Source organism: Pseudoalteromonas sp. MEBiC 03485, assembly GCF_004195145.1.
Classification (GTDB): domain Bacteria; phylum Pseudomonadota; class Gammaproteobacteria; order Enterobacterales; family Alteromonadaceae; genus Pseudoalteromonas; species Pseudoalteromonas apostichopi.
Map to the genome: position 1 here is coordinate 1,925,466 of NZ_SGBT01000001.1, position 24,615 is coordinate 1,950,080.

General features: G+C 41.3%; 19 protein-coding genes. 8 read left to right on the forward strand and 11 right to left on the reverse strand.

All coding sequences use genetic code 11. The features are described 5' to 3' along the window. Positions 1–97: 97 nt before the first annotated feature. Together EVU92_RS08855 and EVU92_RS08860 are read left to right on the forward strand one after the other, a co-directional pair. Positions 98–1,354 carry an MFS transporter gene (locus EVU92_RS08855; protein ID WP_130050916.1) on the forward strand — a complete coding sequence of 419 codons (1,257 nt, stop codon included), beginning with the start codon at positions 98–100 and terminating at the stop codon, positions 1,352–1,354. 68 nt (positions 1,355–1,422) lie between these two features. Beyond that, positions 1,423–1,896 carry a VOC family protein gene (locus tag EVU92_RS08860; protein WP_130050917.1) on the forward strand — a complete coding sequence of 158 codons (474 nt, stop codon included), beginning with the start codon at positions 1,423–1,425 and terminating at the stop codon, positions 1,894–1,896. Here EVU92_RS08860 and EVU92_RS08865 read toward each other — a convergent pair. Then, positions 1,893–3,530: a hypothetical protein gene (locus EVU92_RS08865; protein ID WP_130050918.1), complete on the reverse strand. Its 1,638-nt coding sequence runs from the start codon at positions 3,528–3,530 to the stop codon at positions 1,893–1,895. The genes EVU92_RS08860 and EVU92_RS08865 overlap by 4 nt on opposite strands. Before the next feature lie 238 nt (positions 3,531–3,768). Between EVU92_RS08865 and EVU92_RS08870 the strand changes: the two genes are divergently transcribed. Both EVU92_RS08870 and EVU92_RS08875 read left to right on the forward strand, forming a co-directional pair. After that, positions 3,769–5,085: a DASH family cryptochrome gene (locus EVU92_RS08870; RefSeq protein ID WP_130050919.1), complete on the forward strand. Its 1,317-nt coding sequence runs from the start codon at positions 3,769–3,771 to the stop codon at positions 5,083–5,085. Between the two features lie 111 nt (positions 5,086–5,196). Continuing rightward, positions 5,197–6,879 carry a sensor domain-containing diguanylate cyclase gene (locus EVU92_RS08875; RefSeq protein ID WP_130050920.1) on the forward strand — a complete coding sequence of 561 codons (1,683 nt, stop codon included), beginning with the start codon at positions 5,197–5,199 and terminating at the stop codon, positions 6,877–6,879. Here the strand turns inward: EVU92_RS08875 and EVU92_RS08880 are convergent. From EVU92_RS08880 to fucP, 7 genes are all read right to left on the reverse strand, one after another. Further along, on the reverse strand, positions 6,865–7,434 hold the full coding sequence (locus EVU92_RS08880) for a DUF2799 domain-containing protein (protein ID WP_130050921.1): 570 nt from the start codon (positions 7,432–7,434) through the stop codon (positions 6,865–6,867). The genes EVU92_RS08875 and EVU92_RS08880 overlap by 15 nt on opposite strands. Positions 7,435–7,554: 120 nt before the next feature. Continuing rightward, on the reverse strand, positions 7,555–9,222 hold the full coding sequence (locus EVU92_RS08885; RefSeq protein WP_130050922.1) for an asparagine synthase-related protein: 1,668 nt from the start codon (positions 9,220–9,222) through the stop codon (positions 7,555–7,557). Between the two features lie 106 nt (positions 9,223–9,328). After that, positions 9,329–11,212: an acetate--CoA ligase gene (locus EVU92_RS08890; protein ID WP_130050923.1), complete on the reverse strand. Its 1,884-nt coding sequence runs from the start codon at positions 11,210–11,212 to the stop codon at positions 9,329–9,331. A 211-nt stretch (positions 11,213–11,423) separates the two neighbouring features. After that, positions 11,424–12,194: a transporter substrate-binding domain-containing protein gene (locus EVU92_RS08895; protein ID WP_130050924.1), complete on the reverse strand. Its 771-nt coding sequence runs from the start codon at positions 12,192–12,194 to the stop codon at positions 11,424–11,426. Positions 12,195–12,278: 84 nt separating this feature from the next. Further along, positions 12,279–12,659 (reverse strand): hypothetical protein, encoded by a 381-nt coding sequence (locus EVU92_RS08900; RefSeq protein WP_130050925.1) that lies wholly within the window; start codon positions 12,657–12,659, stop codon positions 12,279–12,281. Further along, positions 12,659–13,030 carry a hypothetical protein gene (locus tag EVU92_RS08905; protein ID WP_205987926.1) on the reverse strand — a complete coding sequence of 124 codons (372 nt, stop codon included), beginning with the start codon at positions 13,028–13,030 and terminating at the stop codon, positions 12,659–12,661. The genes EVU92_RS08900 and EVU92_RS08905 overlap by 1 nt, the downstream gene beginning before the upstream one ends. Before the next feature lie 59 nt (positions 13,031–13,089). After that, positions 13,090–14,403, reverse strand: coding sequence for an L-fucose:H+ symporter permease (fucP, locus tag EVU92_RS08910; RefSeq protein ID WP_130050926.1), 1,314 nt, complete (start codon positions 14,401–14,403; stop codon positions 13,090–13,092). A 154-nt stretch (positions 14,404–14,557) separates the two neighbouring features. Between fucP and EVU92_RS08915 the strand changes: the two genes are divergently transcribed. Then, positions 14,558–15,688 carry an ROK family transcriptional regulator gene (locus EVU92_RS08915; RefSeq protein ID WP_168990003.1) on the forward strand — a complete coding sequence of 377 codons (1,131 nt, stop codon included), beginning with the start codon at positions 14,558–14,560 and terminating at the stop codon, positions 15,686–15,688. A gap of 33 nt (positions 15,689–15,721) precedes the next feature. On the opposite strand, the gene EVU92_RS08920 is transcribed toward EVU92_RS08915, so the two are convergent. Next, positions 15,722–17,761, reverse strand: coding sequence for a S9 family peptidase (locus EVU92_RS08920; RefSeq protein ID WP_130050928.1), 2,040 nt, complete (start codon positions 17,759–17,761; stop codon positions 15,722–15,724). Between the two features lie 141 nt (positions 17,762–17,902). Further along, a complete protein-coding gene (locus EVU92_RS08925) occupies positions 17,903–19,135 on the reverse strand; it encodes a TMEM143 family protein (protein ID WP_130050929.1) in 1,233 nt (410 codons plus the stop codon). Between the two features lie 239 nt (positions 19,136–19,374). Between EVU92_RS08925 and EVU92_RS08930 the strand changes: the two genes are divergently transcribed. The 3 genes from EVU92_RS08930 to EVU92_RS08940 all read left to right on the forward strand — a co-directional run bounded on the left by EVU92_RS08930 (position 19,375) and on the right by EVU92_RS08940 (position 22,595). Beyond that, positions 19,375–20,283 carry a GGDEF domain-containing protein gene (locus EVU92_RS08930; RefSeq protein WP_130050930.1) on the forward strand — a complete coding sequence of 303 codons (909 nt, stop codon included), beginning with the start codon at positions 19,375–19,377 and terminating at the stop codon, positions 20,281–20,283. A gap of 59 nt (positions 20,284–20,342) precedes the next feature. Further along, complete coding sequence (locus EVU92_RS08935; protein WP_130050931.1) at positions 20,343–20,927, forward strand: VTT domain-containing protein; 585 nt, start codon at positions 20,343–20,345, stop codon at positions 20,925–20,927. Between the two features lie 81 nt (positions 20,928–21,008). Further along, positions 21,009–22,595, forward strand: coding sequence for an L-lactate permease (locus EVU92_RS08940; RefSeq protein ID WP_130050932.1), 1,587 nt, complete (start codon positions 21,009–21,011; stop codon positions 22,593–22,595). Positions 22,596–22,653: 58 nt separating this feature from the next. Here the strand turns inward: EVU92_RS08940 and EVU92_RS08945 are convergent, their stop codons facing one another. After that, the gene (locus EVU92_RS08945; protein WP_130050933.1) at positions 22,654–24,594 is read right to left on the reverse strand and encodes a phytase; all 1,941 of its coding nucleotides are present in this window, start codon (positions 24,592–24,594) and stop codon (positions 22,654–22,656) included. Positions 24,595–24,615 lie beyond the last annotated feature (21 nt).

Consider the following 24,615-nt stretch of genomic DNA (forward strand, 5'->3'; position numbering starts at 1 on the left):
CAGTAAATACGGTGTTACAAACTAGATTTAGATTAAATATCCATGACAGGTTCACCTCCTGTATAGTGTTTTAATTATTAATATAAAAATTAAAACAATGAATTCGGATATCTCTTTAGCGCGCTTTAAGCAGTTTCCTTCTCTTATGTGGATCTTCTTATTCGGCTCGTTTATTACCCGTGGCAGCTATTATATGGTTTGGCCATTTCTCGCGGTTATCTTGTACGAAAAATTTGCTTTAACGGCGACAGAGGTCGGTTTGGTGCTTTCCAGTGCTGCCATAATTTCAGTGTTCACCAGCTTTATTGGCAGCAGCCTTTCAGATAAAGTCGGTCGTCATACACTGATGTATATTACAGGCGTGTTGTATATCATTTCTTTCTCGTTGTTGGCTGAGGTTGAAACAGTGGCAGGCTATGTGATTGTGATGACCTTATGTTCGATTGCTACCGCGCTTTGGCGGCCATTAACCAGCGCTGCAATTGGTGATATTATTGACGATGCAGCAACTCGTGAGCTTGCCATGCAATCGCTGTATTTTATCGTTAATGTGGGTTGTGCGGTTGGTCCATTAGCAGGCGTATGGCTGGGTTTAACAGGCGAGCAGTCAAGTTTTTATATTACCGCAGGCGCATTTGCTATCTTGTTAGTACTACTTGTTTGGGGTTTCAATGTTAGTGATAAAGCGTCAAAAAATAGCGCCGCAGCCGACGAGGTTGAAACTAAAAGCCCAGAAATAAAGGGCCAGCAATTATTGCGCATTTTGTTTGCTGATAAGCTGTTGCAATGTTTAATTTTAGCCAATATTTTGTGCATGTTTATTTACGCGCAAATGGATAGTTCACTAATACAATACCTGACTCGTGCAGAAGCTCCTGATTTACTTGCATTGATTTCTGCGCTGATTTTTACCAATGCGATGGTGATTATTTCAAGTCAATTTTTGCTATTGAGAATGATGGCGCGATTTAACTTAACAGTGCGTATTCAAATCGGTTTGGTACTTTTAATGGGGTCGCAATTTTGGTTGGCACTCAATCCGATAGACCTGTTCTGGGGATGGATAGGTGCGATAGTGGTCATGAGCTTGGCTGAGACTATTTTATTTCCGACTATGAATGTTCACCTTGATAGACTCGCGCCATCACACCTTCGTGGTGCGTACTTTGGCGCAGCTTCGTTTTATGATTTAGGTTTTGCTTTTGCACCGCTTGGTGGTGGCTTAATTTTAGATTATTACGGTGGTCCAACCTTGTTCTTTGTTGCGGGAGGGTTATGCCTAGTCGTGATTTATTTATACGCCATTCTTGAAAAGCTACCTAGACCTGATTTTGCAAATCCATTATCTAAGTAAATATATAAAGTGAAAATGCAGAACAGCTGCTACCTTTATAGCTCAAACATTAAACATTGAGGTTTAACATGGCTGTTTCTGCAATTCCTAAAGGTTTTCATGCGGTCACCCCGTATTTGATTATTGAAGGCGCTTCTAAAGCTATTGAATTTTACAAAGAGGCGTTTGCTGCTGAGCTAGTAATGCAAATGCCTATGCCTGACGGAGGGGTTGCACATGCCGAGATAATAATAGGTGACTCCTACATCATGCTTTCTGATGCTTACCCTGAAATGGAATATAAATCTCCACAGCAGCTTGGTGGCACCCCTGTAAATATGATGCTTTATGTTGAGGATGTCGATGCTGTCTTTGCTAAAGCGTTGTCGTTAGGTGCAAAAGAGTTACGTCCGGTTCATGATCAGTTTTATGGTGACAGATTGGGGACTTTAGCCGATCCATTTGGTCATATCTGGAATATTGCAACGCATAAAGAAGACCTCACAGAGCAAGAGCTAATCGAGCGCATGGGGGAACTCATGAGTAAAGAACAAGATGCTTAAAAGGTTGTTTCTACTGACATTCCTATTTGCCACGAATCAACATCTTGATAACTTCCAAGAGGCGAACTAAAGTCGATATGTATAACGTTATCGTTACTTGAACGCGATGAATATAGACGAATACCCACACCAGCACTGGTTAGCATTGAATCTGAAATATTCGCCGTTTCAGTGCTGCCGAATGCTTGCCCTACATCGACAAAACCGACAAAGCCAACATCCACAAACTGATATAGATTGATGTTTGGGTACATTCTTAGCTCAGCAGTTGCTTGTAAGCTTGAAGTACCATGTTGGTAACTTTCTGGAAAGCCTCGCATGCCTTCTTCACCGCCAACAGCCAGCGGTTTCTCTGCAAACTCATGGTTTTGCCAATGACCATTTACATGAGCATAAAAGGCAAATGCATCTGACCAGCGATAGTTCATTTGTGCTTTTGAATATATAGCAAAGCGGTCATCAAGCTCAGTACCTACATTGCCCTTGATACCCGTGGCAAAGCGATACAAAGTGTTATTGTTAAACCAAGCTTTGGTGAGATTAGTATCAAACAAAAATCCTTGCCCCAAATTAACGCTATCTATAGCAAACTTTGAGTTTAGCTCCCAGCCTAGGTTAACGTCTTCGTTGTGGTTTATGAGGTCAATATCCTGTAAAACAGTATAGTTGTCTTCTAACCAATGTAATCCGACCCACGGCGCAGCAATACTGTAATCGCTAAGACCTGCGGGTAAAGGTTTTGTATCGAAAGGGCGGTAACTAACATCTTCGTAATCAATCCCAGCTAGCCAGTGAAAGGTTTGCTTTCTGTCCTGTGACAAAATTCCACCATAGGCGAACTGTGCGATTAATTCATCAGTGAAAAATTCTGAACGAGTCAGTCCATTTTGATAAATATAGCTTTTTTGTTTTTGTGACTTGGCAAAGTAGCGCATCAGTGCGTCACTACTACGTTGATAAAAAGGCTGATGATAATCCACTAAAAAGACTTGCCCGTCATCGTAGTCATCAGCTTGTAAAGTGAGGGTCGCATGAGGCTGCCAAGGAACCGGCATTTGCAGTACAGAGTGATAGCCTGAGCGTTCGTGATCTGATTTATACTTTAATGATGCGCGGATCCCGTACCCCAAAAAGTTCTCTTCTTTAAAGCCTAAGCTGTATTTGTTATTGCCGCTACTACGGCCAAAATTAATAGTTGGTAATAAACTCCACGTGTCCCACGTATCTATTTGTACCACGCGTGGTTCATCTTCAAGGCAGTCTTTTGTATAGCTAACTTTGGCATCTCTTAAGTACTTTTTGCTGCGTAGAATACGCTCTGCTTCTTGCAGTTGACGCTCACTGACTAGATCGCCTTCTTTAAAGGTAATTTGCTCACTGACAACTTTGTTTTTGGTATCTATGTGCAGCCAATTTATAAAGCGATGTAGAGCGGTTGTTTCAGGATCATTTGGATCAAAAATCGTATGTGTATCAATGTTGAGTTTATCAACAGTGATATCTTTTTCTTCGCTTAACTCAGCAGTTGGTTTACTTTTTACTTCACAGACGACGTCTAAGCTTAAAGGTTCATTTGCGTATACTGTCCCTGTAGCAGTGCATGTTAATAATAAAACAGGTGTTATTTTATTCATCTTTATTATGCCTACTAAATACGAAGGAGACGCAGCTTGTTTGCTTTATCAACCTTTTAAATTCTTTACAGTTCTCAGCATAAAATCGCTAACTTAAGAAAAACTTAACTAAAACTTAAACTTTATTGAATATTATAAGCTATTGATTAATAAGCCGTGTGCTAACTCATTATGGCGAAGTTAATCTTTAAATGGTCGGCTTACGTATGAGTTTTTAAGGTTTCTAGTAGAGTAAATAATGAAAAAGCGTGTTTTATACTGGCTGCAAAATGACTTACGTTTGGTCGACAATGAAATTTTATCTGAATTAGCTGAGTTTAACGGCGAGCTAGATTTAGTGTATGTGATTGAACCACGCTGGTTTAGGCAAACTAACTTTCAGTCAAAACCGTATGGCACGCACAAGTACAACTTTTTACTTGAGAGTCTAGCTGCATTTGCAAAAGAGCTTGAGAAGCTTGGGCAAACTCTACATGTGATCACCGGAGAGCCAGAGCAAGTTATAACTCAGCGTTTGCGAAAATATGAAATTGAAGCATTGGTTTGTACTGAGCAGGTTGGTACTTATGAGCAAAAACAGCTTGGCAAAATCAAAGCATTATGCCCTCAAGTAACAGTGAAAACCTATCAGCAAGATACCTTGTTTAAAGCAAGTGACTTGCCATTCCAACTTGATAACCTACCTAAAAACTTTACAGCCTTTCGTAAAAAGGTAGAAGCAGAGTCAACATTCATAGCAGCGCCGCTGCAGCCTGTAAGTTACTTACCTCATCCCGTACAACTATGCCCTGAGAACACTGTTGATGATGCTCCAACTAGGTCAGGTAGTTTTAAAGGTGGTTTAATTGCTGCCCAACAACATTGTCGTCAGTACTTTTCGTCAAAAGCGCCGAGCAGTTATAAAGAAACACGTAATGAGTTAGACGGTTTTAGCAATAGTACTAAATTTAGTATATGGCTTGCTGGTGGCGAAATTAGCGCAAAACAGCTGTACAGAGAAGTTGAAATATATGAATTGCAAAACGGTGCTAATGAATCTAGTTATTGGATAAAGTTTGAATTGCTTTGGCGCGAATACTTTAAATGGCACGCAATGCAAATTGGCGCAAAACTTTTCCGCTTTAACGGGCTAAAGCACAGTGCGCCACTGACCACTTTTAACAGTCACCGTTTTAATGCGTGGTGCCAAGGGTGCACACCATTTGCTTTGGTAAATGCAATAATGCATGAGCTAAACGCTACAGGCTATATTTCTAACCGTTCGCGGCAAATTGCGGCAAGCTGTTTGGTTAATGAGTTTGCTCTTGACTGGCGTTATGGCGCGGCCTATTTCGAACAACAACTCATAGATTATGATGTGGCTGCGAACTGGGGGAATTGGCAATATATTGCGGGCGTCGGTGTTGATCCTAGAGGCGGGCGGCATTTTCATATCAATAAGCAAACAGCGCTATATGACCCCTTGGCTCGTTATATTGATATATGGCAAGGAGAGCAAACAATTACAAACAGTGTGGATAGTGTCAATGAGGTGGATTGGCCGATATCTTCATAGCCTGTGTTAGATCAATATTCTTCACGGATTTTTAGTATTTTTTATTTTGTTAACTAGAATAATAATTAAGGCTTGCTTTAATTTTGAAAGGCCTAGTTAACAAGGCTAATTATGGTATTTAGTGAAGGGTATGATGCGATAAAATCGCAGCTTGGTTTTGACCTATCTCAGCTAATTCTCGACAGTAGTGATGCGGGAATTTGGCTTTGGAATGTAAAAACAGGCGAAACTGTTTTCAATGATAAATGGGCGAACATTATCGGCTATACACTGAAAGAGTTATCGCCAATTTCAATTGAAACCTGGCTCAGCTATGCTCATCCAGGCGACTTGCCAAAATCAGAACAACTTTTACATGCTCACTTCAAAGGGGAGTCAGAGCGCTATATCTGTGAAGCGCGCATGAAACACAAACAGGGACATTGGGTTAAGGTGCTCGATAAAGGAAAGGTGCACAGTTGGGATGAAGATGGTAATCCAGAGTGGATGCTTGGTGTTCATATCGATATTACTGAGCAGTGGTTAAAAGAGCGTGAAATTGATTTTTTACATGCCAAGTTGCAAAAATTTACTGATAACTTACCCGGGTTTGTTTATCAGTATGTAGTCGATAAAAACGGTAAGGCATGTTTTCCTTTTGCTAGTTCAAAAGTCTTTGATATCTATGGCTGTACTGCTAATGAAATAAAAAAATCTGCAGATTTAATTATGCAGATTATTCACCCTGATGACTTAGCCCGAGTTGTTAAAAGCATTGAAAAATCACGAGTAGAATTATGTGATTGGCACGAGATATACCGAGTTAATCACCCAAAAAAAGGTGTGATTTGGGTTGAAGGAAAATCGTCACCCATAGCCCGTGTGAATGGAAGCGTTGAATGGAATGGCTATATCGAAGATGTTTCAGAAGAAGTAAAAAGGAACGAGAAAATACAACTGCTTACAGCGGTTTTTTCAACAACTAGTCGCGGTATTTTGATTACAACGGCAGAGCCTAAAATTGTGGATGTTAATCCTGCATTCGAGCAGATAACCGGGTTTAAAAAATCGGATGTCATCGGAAAAAATCCATCCGTATTTTCAGCTAATCAGCAGCCAAAAGAGTTCTATGTACAGATGTGGGAAGTTCTCTTAAAGAGTGGCCGCTGGCAAGGTGAAGTATGGAACAAGCGTAAAACGGGTGAAGTATTTCCTGAACTGTTAACTATCGATGCATTGTATGATGAACATGGCCATATTAGTCATTTCATTGGGGCATTTGATGATATTTCGCAAGCTGTAGAAAAGCGCCAGCTACTTGCTCAATTAGTTAATCAAGACCCACTCACTAAGCTTTTAAATCGTCGTGGTTTAGATATCCAGTTGCATTCACTTACTCTTAGTGCGACAAGTGAAGAAAATTGGTTTTCATTGATTTATGTAGACCTTGATAACTTTAAACTGGTGAACGATACCTTTGGTCACGAGCAGGGCGATAATCTACTTCTTGAAATCAGTGAGCAGCTTTCACTTCAGCTACGTGATAAGGATATATTAGCCCGCATTGGGGGCGATGAGTTTGTCATTTTATTGCCGAATTTATCGAAACATTTGGTTTGCCAAGACATTGCTGAGCGTTGCAAAAAAGCGGTTGAGGACGTAGCAAAGCGCTACGCAACCAAAGTGCCTGTCAGTGCTAGTTTTGGAATCGTGCTTTACCCAGAGAATGGTAAAAACGCGAAAGAGTTACTCGCCAATGCTGACGAGCAAATGTATCAGATGAAGATTAAACATAAAGCCTCACCACTGGGATGATATTTCGACACTAGGTAGTTTATTTAAAAGAGGTAACAATGCGCGCTCTTTGCGTAAATCTTTGCGTTCATGTTCTAAATCTTTACGTTCTCTATACAACTCTTTTTGTTGGCCATTATCGAGCTGATTGCTATTAAGCTCAGCGCGAATATCTTTTAAGCGCCGGTCAATATCGTCAATTCGGTCATCTATGTATGCCAGCCTTTGCTGTACTTGATATCTGTCGTTTCCTTCTTGCCATGCTTTACGAAAAGCGGTGCTGTTACATACTCCATTGTAAGAGACCCCTTGTATGCCAAGGGTAAAACCATTTTCGGGCTCACAATATACAGCCAGACCCAGATCGTACCCCACTTTATATTCAGCAATATCAGCACTAACGCCATATTCGCCGCATTGCGATAATGCATCTAGCCCATCGTGATATTCCGTTCCATCAGCACCATGTTTATAACCTATACCTTGCCAATTGGCTTGCAAACATTCATCTTTGCTGACAGAGGTACAGCCTGCTAATACGATTAATGACAGCAGAGGAAGTGTCCATTTTCTCATTAAAGTCTCGGCTTAAATTATTAATAACTGACTAGATTCTAGCCTGTAATGTATTTTTTTAGAAAGTAGTTTTTGTATTTCGTAATAATGCCCTCAGTTGAGGGCATTACACGCTTTTAATTACCACTGACAGAACCGCTGAGCAATGCGAATATTTGACTGTGCATTTTTTAAGTGTGCTAATTGTAATAAGCATAACGCAGTAAAGTGACTGCGTTTGATCAATTGATGGCGGTCAAAGCGCATAATCTCGTACCACAACTTAAATAGCTCGCCAAAACGCATCAGGTTGTTATTGTTAAATTGCCATTGTGATTGGTAGTTTACTTTAATTGGGCAAGGCATATGACCTGGGTATGCTTGCCATGGTGCAAGCATAGCTCGTGGGTAACTGGTTTTCAGCCAGCGCTGATAAAAGCGGTGTTTACGTACATATTCAACAGGGACAGCTAGAGGATATTGCAGTACTTTCCACGAATAGAATGGATGGAAGAACTCCATTTTAAAGTCGCATACTTGCTCATTTGGAATGCTCAAATGATGGTGTTGATCATTGAGAAGTAAAAATAGCTGAAATGCTTTTTCGAGTGGTAATTCAGCCAAGGGTTTAAAACTAACTTTTAGGTTATCTATTAATTTTTGTTGCAGCATAGCCGCATTATGAACTACTGACTTTGGCAAATAAGCGTACTGCTGATCTAAATAAGCTTGAATGAGTTTATCAAGATTGTTTTCTTTTGCTGCTGAATAAATATCGTCGCCATAAAATACGGCACCTAAGCCAACACTGCCGCCATTACCTGACCAACTGATCTGTGGTCTTGTAACGGTTTTATATTCATTGTGATGCGCCTTACGCCAGTATTTACCAAGCCGCTGTTCAACAGAAAGCTTTTGCGTATCTCGTACTTGCACTACTTCAAGCTTAAGGGCGTTTTGCGAAGCATATTGTTTTGCGCAATAGAGATCTTGGCTATCTGACTTTGAAAAATTAAACGATTTGAGCTCAACCCCTTGGCGTAACAGTTCACAATTAATTAGTCGCGAATCTAGACCTCCAGAGAGGGTGCTCAGCACTTTTTTATCGGTGTGCATCGCTTTTGTAACAACACTGCGAAAAGCCTGAGTGACTCCATCAATTGCATCTGTCACCTCATGGTTTTGTTTGGCAAGGGCGACCCAGTCAAAGTAACGTTGTTTTACCACGCCATGGCTGACATCAAACCGTAATATTTCGCCTGGATATGAGCATTTAATGTTTTTATAAGGTGTGTGGTCAAGAAGCGGGTAGCCAAGCACAGCAAGCTCAGTGAGGGCTTCTGCATCGCTTTCAAGCTCAATACTCAACTGTTTAAATAAGCCTAAGTTGGAAGAAAATAGTAAGCCATGTGCAGTTTTTAAGGTATAAAATGGTTTTAACCCAAGTGGATCAGTAGCAAGTACTAAGCAGCCTAATTGGCTATTAAACTGGCAAAAGCTAAAAACCCCTTCACACTGCTGTAAACAGGTGTTGAGTGAGGTTGCATTTGCCATGGCCTTTAAATCATCACTACGGGAGCTGCTGAGTAAAGGATGGCCAATCAGCGTTGCAATTTGCGACTCAGTTTGCAACCAACTTGCTTGTTGGTATGCATCGAAATCATAGTGAAAAATAGCTCCATTCTCACAATCAAAGCGCTTAACATCTGTTTTTTTATAGCGATTAAATGCATCAGATAGTTGATTAATATAATGAAATTCTGTTTTGCCTAATTCATTGAATTGGATATAACCTGCGATAACAGCCATGTTAACTACCTTTTCGTTTGCTAACTTACTAGTGAAGTTGCAAGGCGTAGGCCAAAACGAATAAAGGCCTTACAACAAGGCCTTTGGGTAACATTACAAAAGCTGATCAGCGATTGTTAAGTTGTTGGTTGATCTCATCAAAAATACTCGCGTCATCAATGGTGGATGGAATTTGTAGTTCTTCACCATCGACCAGTTGGCGTAAGTTCTTTCTGAGTATTTTCCCTGAGCGGGTTTTTGGTAAGCGCTCAACATGAACGATTGTTTTCAAACAGGCAATAGCGCCAATTTGATGCCTGACTGTGTGGATAAGCTCTTGCTCCACCTCTTTGCTATCACCGAGGTAGTCGTCTTTGAGTACAATCATCGCCATCGGTAATTGGCCTTTTAGTGCGTCGTTAACACCAAACACTGCGCATTCAGCAACAGCTGGGTGAGCAGCCACAATTTCTTCCATTTCACCTGTTGATAAGCGGTGACCTGCGACATTAATAACATCGTCTGTACGGCCCATAATAAACAGATAACCATCATCATCAATATAGCCACCGTCACCAGAGAGATAATAACCTGGATATTCGTTTAAATAGCCCGCTTGAAAACGTTCATTGTTTTGCCAAATTGTTGGTAAACATCCAGGTGGTAAGGGCAGTTTAATGACCACAGCACCACTTTCGTTTGCAGCGCACTGCTCACCATTCATATCAAGAATTTGTACATCAAAGCCCGGTGTAGGTACCGTTGAGCTGCCCGGTTTAGTTGCAAGTTGCTCGATACCAATTGGATTACAAGCGATAGCCCAACCTGTTTCTGTTTGCCACCAGTGGTCGAGCACTGGCAAGCCTGTGTTGTCTTTGAGCCACTCATAAGTTGGTGGATCTAAGCGCTCACCAGCAAGGAATAAGCGTTTTAAACTAGAGGTATCGTATTGTTTGAAGCCCTCGGCTGTAGGGTCCTCTTTTTTAATTGCGCGAAACGCAGTAGGGGCACTGAATAATGCGGTGACCTTGTAATCTTCAACCACTCGCCAAAAGGCACTTGCATCAGGTGTTCTAATTGGTTTGCCTTCATATAGTATTGTAGTGCAGCGATAAATAAGTGGCGCGTAAACAATGTAAGAGTGACCAACGACCCAACCGATGTCAGAGGCGGCCCAAAATACTTCGCCGGGTTTCATACCATACACAGTTTCCATGCTGTAATGCATTGCGACAGCATGACCCCCATTTTCTCGAACCACTCCTTTAGGTGTTCCTGTCGTACCTGAGGTATAAAGGATATAAAGGGGATCATCACCTGCCACTGGCACTGCACCCACTTCGCTCGCTGCATCTGAGGCTGATTGCCAATCGATGTCTCTGCCATCTTGCATCTCGGCAAAAGCTTGTTCACGCTGAAATACAACACAGTGTTCAACTACATGCTTGGCGTTTTCGAGAGCTTCATCAAGCAAAGGCTTATATTCAATCACATGGTTGATTTCAACCCCGCAAGACGCTGTAAGCACAAGCTTAGGTTTTGCATCATCAATACGAACTGCTAACTCGTGCGGTGCAAAACCACCAAATACGACTGAGTGAATGGCACCAAGACGCGCACATGCCAGCATACCAATAACGGCTTGTGGGATCATTGGCATATAAATAACGACACGGTCACCTTTACTTACGCCAAGGGACTGCATAAGTCCCGCAAATTTGGCAACTTGAGTTTGTAACTCGCCATAGCTGTATTGTTGTTTAGTATTGGTAACAGGGGAGTCGTAAATCAGAGCGATTTGATCTGCAAAGCCTGCTTCGACGTGTTGGTCGAGGGCTAGGTAACTAGTGTTTAGCTGACCATCAGCAAACCAGTGATAAAAATCATTATCGTCATATTGATAGGGTTTACTAGGTTCTTTAAACCAAGGAACCCGTTTACTTTGTTCAAGCCAAAATTGGCCCGGATTGCGCTGAAATTGTTGATATTGTTGTTGATATTCGCCCGCCATAATGAGGCTCCTATACTTTTTAGTGAGAGATTTGTACAACGTATAAAAAAATATAAGGGGGATTTTGATTAAATAATATGCGACCTTGGTCGGCATCAGCTTCATTTATTCTTGGAAAGATAGCTGGTGTTATTGAAATTTAGCTACAAAATCAATCAACTTTCGGGAAGATATGCTTATTCTCGAATTAAAAAATGATTTCAAATTTGCGTTATTTAGGGGCTGTGGGTAGAGGGAGCTGCCACTTTTCTAAAATGGCTTGGTATTGACCTGTTTCTTTAAGTGTCGAAAGTGCAATGCTTAACCTCATTGCCGTTTCAGGATTTAAATTCAAGTTTGCAGCTAAATAAAGCTCTGAAGGAAAGTCATCTAAGTGAAGGCTTTTATGAATTTTTTTAGCTTCTACATTTGATAAAACAAGTTCATTTTGCAGGGTGAGTGTATTGGTTAGTACAAAATCGATTCGTTCTTTTTCAAGCATCTGCCACAGCTGATGATAATGACTTACTAACACTAAGTTTTTATCTTCACTAAATCCTGCTTGCTTTAAATAATGTTCGCTGGAATAACCACGTATAGTCGCAACGCGGTATTTCTCAGCTTGTTTTAGGCTTTGTACTTCATGGTTTTGACTTTGAGAAGCCAGATCAACTAAATAAGCATCAGAGAAATACGTTTGCCCCAGCCATTTAAATTTAGCTTCACGAGCTGGGTTTTTTAAAAGCGAGATCATTAGTATGTTTGGATTGTTTTCAAGCTCATGAAAAGCCCGAGCCATCGGCATTATTCTAAACTCACCCGCTAGATCTGCCTGCGCTAAAGTAGCTTCAATAACTTCTATAAGTGCGCCATCTGCTTCGCCTTGCTGATTAATAAAGTGGTATGGAGGCAAGTCTTCAGCAATAAAGGTCAAATTATCCGCAGCAGTTGCACAACTGATGCACAGAAGCATGATAGCAATCAGTAATGAGCGAAACGGCATAAATATCCATTATTTATAAATAAACAATTAACATACTAATAAATCTTAGTGCAAAGGTATAGGCTTTTAAAAGGCCTGGAATATTTAATTGCTTTTCTTACTGCGTGGTGCGCCCATTAAAATGCCCATGTGGCAAATACAGACCGATAAAAAGGCACTCAAGCCTAGTGCACCACCATAGCCATCCAATAGAGGGACTAAGTATTCAAATAAGATAGAAAATAGTACAGAAGAAATAGTTAACGTGAAGAATCCAAAGCGCTTTGGTGCGCTCATACCAATAAACGTCCCGCCAAAAAATACCACAGAGTAAAGCGCTAAATTTACTGGTAATAAGCTCAAAATGCCATAAGCAATAATGCTTGAGGCAGCAGATGCTCGAATGGCATCAAAGCGATTATGATGTGCTATTAGGTAGGTAGATAATGCACCTGCTAAAGCGGTTAGTGCTATAAATATATCCACTATAAGACTCCTTTAGCCATCATAAACAGAGCAACACTGGCAAAGGCAACACTACCAAGGCGACCACCAAAACCTGCAAATAGATTCATAGTTAGCATATAAAGACAGGCACCGATCAAAGAAATGAAACTTAGTTCCCAGTAACTATCAATTAAACTTGATGAGCACATGCCGGCAAAGCTTCCTGCGTAAATAGCTGCATAAGGGTGATTTCCAAAACGAGCCGGGAAAGGAATAAATGTGCCAACTAAACCGGTAACAGCGGCAGATAAAACAAGGGCAACATTGGCTTGGTCATGAAGCAAAAAGCAGGCAAAACAGCCAAAAGAAAAGGCCAAAAATTTGACCAAGAAAAATGTAATATGTGCCATTAATTGATGATACACCTCGCTTAAGTAGGTAAACGAGGTGCATTATCTCATTGATGCGTTTAGTCCTGCAACTGCCCTGCGTGGAGTTTTATATCAGTTTGCTTAACGAAGTGAGCTGCTACTTTGCTGTGGTGACCATATAAAGCTACAACCAAAAAGCAAATGAGCGGAACAACAAATGACACAGCAGTGTTAAATGCATCGATAGTTGCGGCTTGGATCAGGGGTAAAAATGCTCCTCCTAAAATCGCCATAACTAAGCCTGCCGCGCCGACCTTTGCATCATCGCCTAAACCCTCAAGTGCCGTCCCGTAAATAGTTGGAAACATCAAAGAGAGACAACTTGAAATAGCAACGAGTGCTATCACACCAGCTAAATTAACTTGGGTTGCAACAACAAAACAAAGTACGGCTGCACCTAAGGCCATAAAACGGAGCAATTTAGCCGCGTTTATAAAGCGCATTAGCCAAGTCATAACGAAGCGTGACACTAAAAACACCAACATAGAATACTGTAAGACTTGGCCGCCTGTAACTTCAGTTGTGTTAAGAGCTTCCATCGTATAGCCGATGGTGTAAGTCCACACACAAGTTTGGGCTCCAACATTAAAAAACTGTGCTAGCACACCAAATCGATAATGCTTATTTTGGTACAAATGTTGAAAGGTTTTTTTAAGCTTTCGAGCTGGTGTTGCCGCTTTTGCTACTGTTGCAGGCGATCGGCTACAAAAGATACATAGCCACAGCAAGATTAAACAACACGCCATACCGACATACGGCACCATTACGGCATTAAGTTCAGCACTCACAACTGTTTTTAATTGCGCCTCACTCATTAGGGCGCGGCCAGCACTATCTGCTTGATTTAAGTTTGGCAAGATTAAAGTAGCCGCCAAAAACACACCTATATTAGTACCCACAGGATTGAAGGCTTGGGCTAGGTTGAGCCTGCGAGTTGCTGTTTGTTCGCATCCAAGCTGCATAACATAAGGATTTGCAGAGGTTTCTAAAATAGACAAACCGCCCGCAAGAATAAACAAGGCTAATAAAAAGTGACTATAGAGCATGGTTTGGCTGGCGGGATAAAACAGTAATGCTCCACATGCGGCCATGGCTAAACCAACTAGCAACCCAGTTTTGTAATTAAACCGTCTGTTAATCATTGCAGCGGGTAAAGCCAAGCAAAAGTAAGCGCCATAATAACTAAATTGCACTAAGGCTGATTGCAGCGCACTCATCGAAAATGTTTTGCTAAAAACTTTAACTAATGGGTCTGTCATATTGGCTGCAGTGCCCCAAGCTGCAAAGCAAATTGTAAGTAGAATAAAAGGCCAAAGCATTTGGCGCGATACAATAGCGGACTGTGTTTGCATAGCTCACCAGTTTAATGTGTTCATATTGTTGTAAGCGACAGTATTCACGACTATAAATAATAAATCAACTAGGTTGATTTATTATTTATAGTGGCAGATAGTATGACAAACAGGTCTAATAGGCCGCTCATGAGACTTTACTATGAAGGATGTTATGAATCGCAGTCTAAACCCAACAGTGAGAAGCTGTAACGAGCGTGCCATCTTAAGCTTAATTAGGCAGCATGAAAGTATGCCTAAAGCGCAAATAGCTAAGGCGCTATCTTTATCTGCTCAAGCTGCGATGGTAAATATTAATAAGCTAGAAGAAGACAACTTATTACTGCGAGGAGCACCTTTAAAGGGACGAGTAGGGCAGCCTAGCGTGCCGTTTAGACTCAACCCAGATGGCGCATTTAGTTTTGGTTTGAAAATTGGTCGACGTCGTTTTGACCTTATTTTAGTTGACCTACAAAGTAACCAAAGAGCCAGCATATCAGTTGAAGTGGAAGAGCCCTCTGTCGATGAGCTTAAAGCATTTTTAGAAATACATATCCCACAATTAAAAACTCAACTAGAGCCTGAACCAAGGGCGCGTGTGTGTGGTTTAGGTGTCGCAATGCCATTTGATATTTGGCAATGGCAAGCCGCTTCAGACACTGCAACAAATACCCTTAGTCAATGGCAAAATTTCGACTTAAAAGGTTACTTAGAAAGTCAGTTTGATTTACCGGTTTATATTAGTAACGATAATAACGCTGCCTGCTGTGCAGAACTAAGCCTTGGTAACCCTAATAACTACAGCGATTTTTTGTATGTTTATTTGGGGGCTTTTTTAGGTGGGGCTGTGGTGATTAACCACCAACTTCTCGAAGGTAAAAGTGGTAATGCCGGTGCTATAGGCTCAATGCTAAACGCTGATCGGGAGCAGTTACTTAGTCAATGTTCATTACTATCATTGCAAAGCGAGTTTGATAAGCAGCAACTTAGCATTTCAGTGTACGAGCTAACTGACAGTCAGTTTACAGAGCATAAACGACTAGTTCAGCCTTGGCTTGAAAAAGCTGCTGAGGCTATCAGTATTGCCATGCATAACAGTTTGAGTTTGTTAGATATGCAAGCGGTGATTATTGATTCGCCACTGCCAAGTAAGGCTTTACAACTGCTCAAACAGCTATCTGTTGAAGCATTTACAAAGTTAGATAGTCGGGGGTTGCGCTCGTGTGAAGTGAGTTTAGGTATTTGTGGAGAAAAAGCGCAGTCGATAGGTTCTGCTCAACTCGCGCTTAGTCGTCATTATTTTTAAACAGGAGTGAGCAGCTCACTCCTGTTTAAATTATTACTTCTGATATTGTTTGAACCACGCAAGCGTGTATTCAATTTTAGAAATCATGCGTGATGGACGACCTGCAATACCATGTGGCGAGCCTGGTACACGAATAAGTACGGTATCTACTTTTTGCAGTTTTAGTGCTTGGTAGAATTGCTCTGATTCTGAAATTGGCGTACGGCGGTCTTCTTCACCTGTCATGATCAATGATGGCGTGGTTACGTTACCTACTAATGAAAGCGGCGAACGTTTCCAGTAATGCTCAACATTATCCCATGGCATGCCAGGGAACTGGTTACGAATTTGACCAATGTAGCTGTCAGCTGAAAGAGTTTTACTTAACCAGTTGATCACCGGTTTGGTAATCGCAGCTGCGTTGAAGCGGTTTGTTAAACCAACAGCATAAGCCGTTGCAATACCACCTGCTGAGCCACCAGCAATAAATAAGTTATCTTTGTCGATAAAGCCTTTAGCAATCATCGCATCAACCGCAGAGTTATGATCGGCAAAGTCCTCTTCAGAGCTGTATTTACCGTCTAGCAGTAATGCAAAGTCTTTACCGTAACTTGTTGAACCACGGTAATTAACATACACAACCACGTAACCTTCAGCGGCATAACGTTGTAATTCAGCAGTAAAGCTTGGGCCATAGGCCAGGTGTGGGCCGCCGTGAATTTCAACCATTAATGGGTATTGTTTGCTTTCATCAAAATCAGGTGGTGTGATGTACCAACCTTGAATTGCTTGGCCATCGAACTGCGATTTAACATTCAGCTCGTGCACTTTACCAAGCTTTTTATGACCTAACACATCTTCGTTTAATGAAGTGAGCGTTTTCTTTTTACCTTTGTAAAGGTAGCCTAAATCAGCTGGGCGGTATTCACTGCCAGTAGTGTAAGCAATGGCACCATTATTGGCCATGCTGAAACTACCACTGATATACGGACGACCAATTGAAGTGCCCGACACGGTATCAGTTAAATCAGTTACCTTACCGCGGCTGTTTACTTTAGCGAGCTTACGCTTACCAAAATCATCGTACTGAATAACAAAGTCGCCATCGCCTGACCACTTATAATCAGCAACTGAACGGTCTAATTTTTCAGTAATATGCTTGATTGATTTATCATCTAAATCGAGCATAGATAGTGTTGAGTTAATATAAGGCACAGGCGCGTTGTCACGGGCAACAAAGGCAAGTTCATCACCGTCTTTAGCGTAACGAGGCTTAGTTTCACGGCCAGGCAAATTAGTTAGCTGCGTAAGCTCACCTGATTTTACATTAATTTCATAAAGGTCTGACTCAGTTGTGCGGTACTCCCACTCATCATTGCGATCAGCAGAAAAAGCCAGTTTTGTGTTACTTGGATCCCATGCTAGTGGGCCATAATGCTGATAATCACCCGATGTTAACTGACGCGGTGTGCCACCCGAAACCGGAATAACAAAAACGTGACGATATGAAGGCTCTAAAAAGCCAGCGCCATCAGCTTGATAGCGTGCCTTTTCAAAAACTCTAACAGGTTTTGACCACTCGGCACCTTTTGGTTTCTTCGGTAGTTTTACTGATTTAGCGAACGCAGATTTACCTTCAGGAATGCTCATAGTGAAAGCAATTTGCTCAGAGTCATTCGACCAGGTTAAGTTACGTACTGATTTTGGCAGTTGCGTTAATAATGCTTGTTTGTCTTGCGCTAACCAATAAACGTGAAGTTGATTTGAGCCGCTTGAGTTACTGGTAAAAGCAATTTTCTTGCTATCTGGAGACCAAGTAGGTTGGCTATAGTTATGCTCATCAGAGAAAAGCGGTGTGTGTTGGCCAGATTTTATATCGTACAGCCAAAAGCTACGCTTGTTGCCATCTTTCATGATGTCGTAGCCGCTGCGCACATAAACGATTTTTTTACCGTCTGGACTTATTTGTGGGTCACCTGCGTATTCAAGTTGAAAAATATCTTCTGAGACAAACTTGTCGTTAGCATATACCTGAGCCGTGGTTGCTGCGCATAGCAAACTGGCTCCAATGAGGATTGTTTTTTTTAATTGCATGGAATGGTCTTTTTTTAGCCGTAAAATTTTATCCTAAAAGCAGAGCATTCTGTGCGCAAGCACATTGAGATAAAGTTGCATTTACCCCAGTTGAATTAACGCAAAGTCTATTTGTGCGTGCTAGTAGCTGATTTTAAAGGCTTAGGAAAACTTAAAATAGTCATCCCAACGCGTATCTAAGCGCTGTTTGGCCTTATCTAAATCAACTGCTGTATAAACGTCATCTTGCTGATTAACCAGCTCAAGCTTTACGAGCTTGTTTAAGGCATCATCAATTTCGAAATCGAGTTGGCAATTGTGTTGTTCGTTGAACCACTGCTCGATTCTCTTATCTAATTGTTCTGCGCTCATTGCTGTGTTGGCTTTTAATAAAAAGGTGTAGGCAAGCAGAGCTTCTTTAACATCCTCTTCTTCAGCTGCGTCGACAAGGGTATGAAAAACACCAGCATTGTTATCCAAGTTTTTAAAATATAAGTTGTCGGCCAGTGCTTTCATAAAGCGAATTTTACGGTTTTTAAATTTACTCCACTCTTTAAAGATAAAGCTGCCAAACACTCCCATGCCGATTGCAAAGGTTATAAAGTGCTGCTGACTCATGTGCACTTCTTCACTACGCCAACCACCCCAAAAAGCAATCATAGCAATAAGAAGTAGAATTGAGGCGCCTAATTTTGTTACTAAAACTACAGCACCACCAATTAGTGCTGATGAGCCAATAATGAGTTTATCTATAGGGCGCATTTTTACTTCACTATTGGGAAACAGCATTTCTAAATCGGCTTTTGGTACATTCTGGAATAGTTTGACGATAGTTGAGTTTGGCTCAAAGCCTAGCGGCATTTTGCCTTTTTTTAAAAAATACTGCTCGTCTTTAAAGCGGATGAATACGGCAACGCGGTCGTAGTTAGTAAACTGAATTTGCTTTTTCTTAAGCCCCCAGAAGCTTCGCAAAGTTTCGGTTTTTTGCGATTCGCCACGACGGTAAAATACCACTTCAGCAAAATCATCAAACTCAACGGCCAAACGTACTTTAAATAATGACTCTTCATTAAGCGCGTCTTGTAAGTCTTGATTGGTAATGGTTTCAAAGTTGGCAGCATTGAGTACCGTGGCAAAATCTTTTGCAAACGCAGATTGATAGCAGGCACGTTGCTCGTTGGTAATCGGTTTTAGTGTGCGGGTGTCGCTATTTGGGTCAAATGGCGCGTAGTTATCTTTTAATGATTCCAACAGTTCGTGATATTGATAATGTGTCACGCTTTGTAGTAATACACAAAACTCTATAAATGACGCTTTCTGCTGTTCGCCTAAGTAGACTTGGCAAAGGTTAATAATGTCGTGTTTTCGAAAAGGAATAAATCGTGTGTTAGTCATTATGCTAGTAAATGTATTAAACAGAATCCGCATAGATGATAAAAAAATGATGCCAGAAATGCGATATTTATCAGAAAATAGCGTAAATGTAGAACTTTTTACTGAGCAAAAGGGGTTGTTTTTAGGCTGAGTTCTTCAGTCAAAATGCTGGTTTTTGAAATTCACAGGCGCTTTGTCATGTACTTTTAAACACGCTTTGCTAATGTTGGTTCAATTGCAGTAAGTTGTCGTGATCTCTTATGAGTAAACAACCCCCAACAATCAAAGTGAAAGCTGAGTTAAGTTCAGTACCGCTAGTTATAAAGCAGTTATTTATCAGCGTGTTTATTATGTCATTACTAATGATTGTGGTGATATACCTCTACCATTTTTATCGATTAGAAAATGATATCTACCTCAATGGCGTATTAACAGATGCGATTAATTTACTGATCCTCATATGTATGTTCGCTTTTGTACAAACATCGGTAGTTGCAAAAAGAAGCTATATATTTTTAAGTATTGGTATTTTTTTGTGGAGTGTTGGGCTGACTTTTGACTTTCTTGATGAGCTAGTGTTCCAACCTATCTGGGTTGGGATTTATATTGAAGATATTAGTCGAACGATTGGTATGTTGGTCACTGGTTTTGGTTTGTTTTTAGTATTGTCAGATTTAGCAAAAACTCGTGAACAGCTAGAGGAAGAGCTTAAAACCGATGTGCTTACTAAGGCTTATAACCGCCGATATTTTTATCACTATGTACAACAGAATCAAGACCGACCATTTAGTATTGTGATTGTAGATATTGATCATTTTAAAGCGATAAATGATGAGTACGGCCATGATGTGGGTGATCAGGTACTGGTTGATTTTGTGCTGCAGTGCCACAAGGCATTAGAGCAAACTATTTTATTTGCACGTATAGGTGGAGAAGAGTTTGCTTTATACGTACCAACTGATGATCGCGTAATATTGAGCCAGACCTGTCAACAACTGCTATGTATGGCAAGTAACGTTTTGGTTACTCCTAGTAAAACGCTCAGCGTAAGTGTGGGGTCAGCAATTAAACGTACTACAGAAACGTTTAGCAATACTATGAAGCGTGCCGATCAGGCGCTTTATTTGGCTAAAAACCAAGGTCGTAGCCGTTATATTCATAATCCGTAAGGTACGGTTAAGGGTTTTTGTTGTAATCTAAAACGCAACAAAAAAATTAAGGATGAATAATGGCGATTGCTAAAAAGCTTAAGCAAAAAACACGGCAGTTTATCGACTCAAAACATATGCTTAAATCGATTACGGTGGCATCATTTTTAGAGTCAACCATAGTGCCAATACCTCTTGAAGCTGTACTTGTTCCGTTAATGCAAGCCCGTCGTGAAAAGCTTTGGTTAATTGCATTAATGGCGACGATTGGCTGTATTGTCGGCGCTATTTTTGGTTATGCCCTCGGTTATTATCTATTTGATGTGGTTGGGGATTGGGTTATTAATACCTTCTCAAACCCAGAGCAATTTGAGCAAGTTAAACAAAAAATGCAAGCACAAGGCTTTTGGTTTGTACTGACGCTCGGCATCGTTCCTATTCCATTTCAAATTGCCATGCTTGCAGCTGGGGCAACCAAATATTCAATTTTTCTATTTTTACTGGCAACGGTCATTGCTCGTTCAATCCGCTACTTTGCCCTTGCCGCGGTTGTGTATTACGCGGGTAATCAGGCTGAGCGAATTATTCAAAAGCACAAAACCAAAGCGTTAGTCGCTATTTCGGTGTTAGTACTGTTACTTTGGTGGCTCAGTACACTCATTTAACAAATAAAAAATACTGATTATGATTATCCTGTCTATACTTTGAATTAAGGAAAGCGCTTAATAAAAACAACAGGATGACCCATGAATACCCTAGTGGCTGCACTACCTATTTTGGTGCTGATCTGGATGATGGTAAAACGCAGCCCCATCGCTTCCTATATTGCCTTACCAATAACGGCGCTACTCGCTGCTTTACTGCAACTGTTTTACTTTCAAGCTGATTTACGGCTATTGCTTGCAAATTCGTTTGCCGGTGTATTGTCTGTCATGACGCCTATTTCGATTATTGCTGGGGCTATTTTACTTAATCGCATGTTGGCAATATCTGGAGCCGAAACCACGATTAAACATTGGCTCGAATCTATTAGCAGTAATCAGGTTGCACAGTTGATGATCATAGGTTGGGCATTTGCATTTATGCTCGAAGGCGCATCGGGGTTTGGTACGCCTGCGGCCATCGCGGCGCCTATTTTGGTCGGGCTTGGTTTCTCGCCTTTTAAAGTGATTGTTTTTACTTTGATTCTAAACTCGATTCCCGTGTCTTTTGGGGCTGTTGGCACGCCTACTTGGTTTGGTTTCTCGGCGCTACAATTAGATGATGAACAAGTGCTGGCTATCTCAAGATGGACGGCGCTTTGTCATGTTATTGCTGCTTTGGTAATTCCTATGATTGCGCTGTGTCTTGTTTTACCATTAAAAAAGGTGCGTCAAAATAGCGTATTCATTTATTTAAGTGTGTTTTCATGTGTCTTACCCTATTGGTTGTTTGCCCAGTGGAACTATGAATTTCCATCGTTGATAGGTGGTGCAGTGGGGCTATTGCTCACTATCTTTTTAGCGAATAAGGGAGTGGGGTTAGATAACTCAGCTGTAAATATACAAAGCATGAAAGGCAAGGTTGAGCTCACACCAAAAGCGCTGTTTTTAGCTTTATTCCCGTTATTACTGTTAATTGTTGTGCTGGTCATAACCCGTATTCATCAGCTAGGCATTAAAGCATTGCTTAACGACGAAACACTCTGGATGAGCATGCATTTGGGCTTCGCTCAATTTGAATTAAGTAAAGCCCTAATCCTTTCATTACACGAAATATTTGGTACGTCAGTGGGGTGGTCGTATAAAACCTTATTTGTACCGGCCTTAATCCCGTTTGTATTGGTTGTGCTGATCTGTGTACCGTTACTTAAAATGAGCAAGCTACAAGTTAAACAGATGTGCACCGATACCTTAGGGCGTATTGCTCTGCCATGTATTGCCTTAATTGGGGCGCTGGTGATGGTTAATGTTTTAATGCAAGGTGGCCATAATGCGCCCATATTTTATATGGCGAGCACCTTTGCTAATGTAAGTGGAGAACATTGGGTATTATTTGCCTCATATTTGGGGGCGCTCGGGACTTTCTTTTCGGGCTCGGCAACGGTGTCTAATCTTACCTTTGGCGGTATTCAATATGGCATAGCAGAGCAAGTGGGCTTATCAGAAACTTTAGTGCTTGCGTTGCAATCAACGGGTGCGGCGATGGGGAACATGATCTGCATTAGCAATATTATTGCTGTAGCCAGTATTGTTGGAGTTAATAATCAAGAAGGGCCAGTGCTTAAGAAAACCTTTTTGCCTATGCTAATTTACGGTGCAATAGTAGGGGGCTTTAGTTATCTATTTTACTGATTAAACATGTTCAGATAAAAAAGGTGCCCAGATAAACCGAGCACCCTTACGGAGTAATTTATTGAATGGCTTTTTTTACTTCGCGCCAGTCAATAATCTTAAAGTTTTGCGGTGCTTGTGGCATACGGTTGTAACCATCTTGCACAATTAACACCCCTTCAGGGTAGCCTGGTAGCGCAGCCGGTGTCACCGTTAGGCCATCGGTTTCTGATACGCCATCGATTGCTAACTCTAGGTTATTGCTGATTGCAAATTTACCCGCAAACTCAAGGCTAGGGGGATTGCCATCGATAATTTTATAAAGCACATAGCTGTAGTCACCTTGGCTAGAAACCACTAAATAACGGGCATCTTTAGCGTGATAGATTTCCATGCCTTCTACATCATCCACCAGCATATCGTTCACGGTTTGTAGCATTACAGGTTTATTTTCTGCTGTAGGCTCAGCACCAATAAACCAAATACCTTCGTCTTCTTCACCTAAAAATAGCTGTGCGGTTTTATCATCTGCACTGCAACCTTCAGGTTGGCTCGGAACACTAAATTCGCGCACTAGTTGTGCTGATACGCTCTCATTATTACCGATTAGTCTGTATTGCTGAAACAGACCTGACTTATCATTCATAAACACATAGTTACCGGTGTTTGATGAATACATACACATACCGTAAATTTCTTTTAGAGTCGTTGGCAGCTCTGCAATATGTTGCACCTGATTGTGAGTATCGACGCTGTAAACACTGATGCTGTTATGAGTACGGTTACTGCCAGCAATCCAGGTATTCGTTGCGTTGCTGATACTTGCATGTTGGCGCACATCAACATTATTTAAACGGCCAGTTTCTAGCGCTTGTAGCTCTTTGCCTGCAAGGTCATACACCATTAAACCACGACGTTTATCGGTGCCTAAAATCAGGCTTTTTGCTGCATTGCTTGGGTTTACCCAAATTGCAGGATCATCGGCGGCATCACCAAAAGCACGAACTGCATCGGTTTGCGCTTGTGCATTAATGTAAGTAACAGCAGTTGTTTTAACGCTATTTTTTAGCTTAGCTTGTCTCTGGGTTTGGCCCTCGATTTGACCTTTTACATAATGACCAGATTCATCATCGTATAACACGATGTCAGCTTGATTATTATTAAAGCGCACTGCGGCAGATTCAATTGCCAGTTCTCCAGCAAATTGCCAGCTGCTAAAACGTTTAGTTTTACTTTCGTAGCGATGTAATTGGTTATCTTCAGAAGTGGTGAACCATAAGCTGCCATCATCTGATGTGCTTAAACCGCCAACTTCAGGCGCTAAGCTGCCAAATGGCGACATCATAGCAATGGGCTTTTTATCAGCCCGAGATTCGGCATCTGCGTTAATTTGCCAAATGCCTAGCTCACCTTCACTTAGGTAAAGGGTTTTGTTGTTATCATCAACCGCGCAGCCTGATGTTTCACTTACACCTGCAAACTCGCGTAATTCAAGGTTTAATGCACGTTTGTTTGCAATATCAAACACTAAAGTCTCGCGGATAAGGCCGCGGGCATCAGCCACAAATGCTGACACAGCTTGAGTTGTCGGGTTAGCAAATAAGCACACAGCCTCAGGTTTTGCTTTAGGTGGGCTGATACGGCTAATTTCGGTTAACTGCCATTTTGGTGCTTTTTGTAAGCTAAAAATCACTGCTTGGTCAGCTTCGTTATCGATGCTGGCAACAAGGTAACTATTTTTGTTGATTGCTTTAACAGAGAGCGCTTCGAAATTACCTTTTTGTAATGCGTGCTGTTTACCTGTGGCATCAATGAGTTGTAAGCCTTGGCTTTGTGAGCTCAATAACCAAGCGTCATCAGCAAGGGCTGCTGCTTGTGAGCCTTGCATATTTTCAGTTGTGCCAAAGGCTGTTAATTGGTTTTTACTTGGCGCCTCGGTCGCTGTTGTTTGGCTACAGGCTGCTAGGGTGCTTAGCATCACTGCACTGGCTACAAGGTTAAGTGGTTTTGTAAAATTCATGGGATCCCCAAATATAAAACA